The organism is Streptococcus sp. CCH8-H5 (genome assembly GCF_001556505.1).
Classification (GTDB): domain Bacteria; phylum Bacillota; class Bacilli; order Lactobacillales; family Streptococcaceae; genus Streptococcus.
Genome location: NZ_LSIZ01000038.1, coordinates 1 through 3,741 on the forward strand (window position 1 = coordinate 1; position 3,741 = coordinate 3,741).

Below are 3,741 nucleotides of genomic sequence, written 5' to 3' on the forward strand. Positions count from 1 at the left end.
ACGCACTTACTGAGGCTGAAGTTGAGTTCGACTCAGACTGAGATGTTGAAGTTGAGGCACTTTCTGAAGTAGAAACTGAGTTTGACTCGGATTGTGATGCTGATGTCGACTCACTCTCTGAAGTCGAAACTGAATTCGATTCCAGTTGTGATGTGCTTACTGATGCACTTTCTGAAGCTGAAACTGAATTTGACTCGGATTGTGATGTTGACGTTGAGGCACTTTCTGAAGCTGAGACTGAGTTTGACTCGGATTGTGATGCTGATGTTGATTCACTCTCTGAAGTCGAAACTGAGTTTGACTCGGATTGCGATGTTGATGTTGATTCGCTCTCAGAGGTAGAAACTGAGTTTGACTTGGATTGTGATGTCGACATTGACTCGCTCTCTGAAGTCGAAACTGAATTCGACTCGGATTGTGACGCTGATGTTGACTCACTTTCTGACGATGACTCGGAAGTTGAGGCAGATTGTGATTCTGAAATTGATTCACTTACTGACGATGAAACTGAGTTCGATTCAGACTGTGAAGCTGAAACTGATTCACTTACTGACGCTGATTCGAAGTTTGAAACAGACTGTGATTCTGAAACTGACGCACTTAATGAAGCGGATTCGGAATTAGACACTGATTGTGATTCTGAAATTGATTCACTTACTGATGCTGACTCTGAGTTTGAGACAGACTGTGATTCTGAAATGGATTCACTTAATGACGCTGACTCTGATGTTGAAGCAGACTGTGATGCTGAGACTGATTCACTTACTGATGCTGATTCGGAATTTGAGACAGACTGTGATTCTGAAACTGACGCACTTAATGACGCTGATTCTGAAGTTGAAGCAGACTGTGATGCTGAAATGGATTCACTTACTGACGCTGATTCGGAATTAGACACTGATTGTGATTCAGAAACTGATGCACTCTCTGAGACTGATTCGGAATTAGATACAGACTGTGATTCTGAAACTGATGCACTCTCTGACGCTGATTCTGAAGTAGACACTGATTGTGAGACTGAAACAGACGCACTTACATAGGCTGACTCGGAAGTTGAAACAGACTGTGATGCTGAAAATGACTCACTTGTTGAAGCTGATTCTGAATTTGAAACAGACTGTGATTCTGAATTTGATTCACTTTCTGAAGTAGAAACTGAGTTTGACTCGGATTGTGACATTGATGTCGACTCACTCTCTGAGGTAGAAACTGAATTCGATTCGGATTGTGAAGCTGACGTTGATTCACTCTCTGAAGTAGAAACTGAGTTCGATTCAGACTGTGAAGCTGAAACTGATTCACTTAGTGAGGCTGATTCTGAATTTGAAACAGACTGTGATTCAGAAACTGATGCACTTTCTGAGGCTGATTCGGAGTTTGATACAGACTGTGATTCAGAAACTGATGCACTTTCTGAGGCTGATTCTGAGTTTGATACAGACTGTGATTCAGAAACTGATGCACTTTCTGAGGCTGATTCGGAGTTTGAAACAGACTGTGATTCAGAAACTGACGCACTCTCTGATGCTGATTCTGAGTTAGACACTGATTGTGAGTCGCTTACTGATACACTTACTGATTCTGACTCTGAGTTTGAAACAGACTGTGATTCAGAAACTGATGCACTCTCTGACGCTGATTCGGAGTTTGATACAGACTGTGATTCTGAGACAGACGCACTTGTTGATGCTGACTCTGAGTTTGAAGCAGACTGTGATTCTGAAACTGATGCACTCTCTGACGCTGACTCGGAGTTTGAAGCAGACTGTGATTCTGAAACTGACGCACTTTCTGAGGCTGACTCTGAATTAGATACAGATTGCGATTCTGATACAGAAGCACTTTCTGATGCTGATTCAGAATTAGACACTGATTGTGATTCGCTTACTGATGCACTTACTGATGCTGATTCTGAGTTTGAGACAGACTGTGATTCTGAAATAGATTCACTTACTGACGCTGATTCTGAATTTGATACAGACTGTGATTCTGAAACTGATGCACTTTCTGACGCTGAAACTGAGTTTGATTCGGATTGTGATGTCGATGTTGACTCACTCTCTGAAGTAGAAACTGAATTCGATTCGGATTGTGATGTTGACGTTGACTCACTCTCTGAAGTTGAAACTGAATTCGATTCGGATTGTGATGCTGACGTTGATTCACTTTCTGAAGTTGAAACGGAGTTTGACTCGGATTGTGAAGCTGACGTCGATTCACTTTCTGAAGTTGAAACGGAGTTCGATTCGGATTGTGATGCTGATGTTGATTCACTTTCTGAAGTTGAAACGGAGTTTGACTCGGATTGTGACTCACTAATTGATTCGCTGACTGAAGCTGACTCTGAATTAGAAACAGACTGTGATTCTGAAATTGATTCACTTTCTGAAATCGAAACTGAGTTTGATTCGGATTGTGAAGCTGATGTCGATTCACTCTCTGAGGTAGAAACTGAATGTGACTCGGATTGTGATGCTGACGTTGATTCACTTTCTGAAGTAGAAACTGAGTTTGACTCGGATTGTGATGCTGACGTTGATTCACTTTCTGACGCAGAAACTGAATTCGATTCGGATTGTGAAGCTGACGTTGATTCACTTTCTGAAGCTGAAACTGAGTTCGATTCGGATTGTGACGCTGACGTTGATTCACTTACAGAGGCTGACTCTGAATTTGAGGCAGATTGTGACTCACTAATTGATTCTCTGACTGAGGCTGACTCTGAATTTGAAACTGACTGTGATTCTGAAAGTGATTCACTCTCTGAAGTTGAAACTGAATTTGATTCCAGCTGTGATGTGCTTACTGATACACTTTCTGAAGCTGAAACTGAATTCGACTCGGATTGTGAAGCTGATGTCGATTCACTCTCGGAAGTCGAAACTGAGTTTGACTCGAATTGTGATGTCGATGTTGATTCACTCTCGGAAGTAGAAACTGAGGTTGACTCGGATTGTGATGCTGAAATTGAGGCACTTTCAGATGCTGAAATTGAGTTCGACTCAGACTGAGATGTTGACGTTGATTCACTCTCTAAAGTTGAAACTGAATTTGATTCGGATTGTGATGTCGATGTTGACTCACTCTCGGAAGTCGAAACTGAATTCGATTCCAGCTGTGATGTGCTTACTGATGCACTTTCTGAAGCTGACTCTGAGGTTGAGACTGAATTTGATTCGGATTGTGAAGCTGACGTCGATTCACTCTCTGAAGCTGAAACTGAATTCGATTCGGATTGTGATGTCGATGTTGATTCACTCTCTGAAGTTGAAACTGAGTTTGATTCGGATTGTGACGCTGACGTTGATTCACTTTCTGAAGTAGAAACTGAGTTCGATTCGGATTGTGATGTGCTTACTGATTCACTTTCTGAAGTTGAAACTGAGTTTGATTCGGATTGTGATGTCGATGTTGATTCACTCTCTGAAGTTGAAACTGAGTTCGATTCTGATTGTGACGCTGACGTTGATTCACTCACTAAAGTAGAAACTGAGTTTGATTCGGATTGTGAAGCTGATGTTGATTCACTCTCTGAGGCTGACTCTGAGTTTGAGACTGACTGCGATTCAGATACTGACTCACTCTCTGAAGCTGACTCGTAATTTGAGATTGATTGAGAGATCGATGTTGATGCACTTTCAGATGCTGAAGTTGAGTTCGATTCAGACTGAGATGTTGATGTTGACGCACTTTCTGAAGCTGAGACTGAATTTGACTCCAACTGTGATGTTGATGTTGACG

General features: G+C 41.8%; 3 protein-coding genes. All 3 read left to right on the plus strand.

The genetic code is table 11. From position 1 onward, the window contains the following. Positions 1-152: 152 nt before the first annotated feature. The 3 genes from AX663_RS10570 to AX663_RS10580 all read left to right on the plus strand — a co-directional run bounded on the left by AX663_RS10570 (position 153) and on the right by AX663_RS10580 (position 3,602). On the plus strand, positions 153-1,040 hold the full coding sequence (locus AX663_RS10570) for a hypothetical protein (RefSeq protein ID WP_060972685.1): 888 nt from the start codon (positions 153-155) through the stop codon (positions 1,038-1,040). A gap of 1,758 nt (positions 1,041-2,798) precedes the next feature. Continuing rightward, complete coding sequence (locus AX663_RS10575) at positions 2,799-3,011, plus strand: hypothetical protein (protein ID WP_060972687.1); 213 nt, start codon at positions 2,799-2,801, stop codon at positions 3,009-3,011. A gap of 111 nt (positions 3,012-3,122) precedes the next feature. Continuing rightward, positions 3,123-3,602, plus strand: a complete 480-nt coding sequence (locus AX663_RS10580) for a hypothetical protein (protein ID WP_060972688.1) — start codon at positions 3,123-3,125, stop codon at positions 3,600-3,602. Positions 3,603-3,741: the final 139 nt, after the last annotated feature.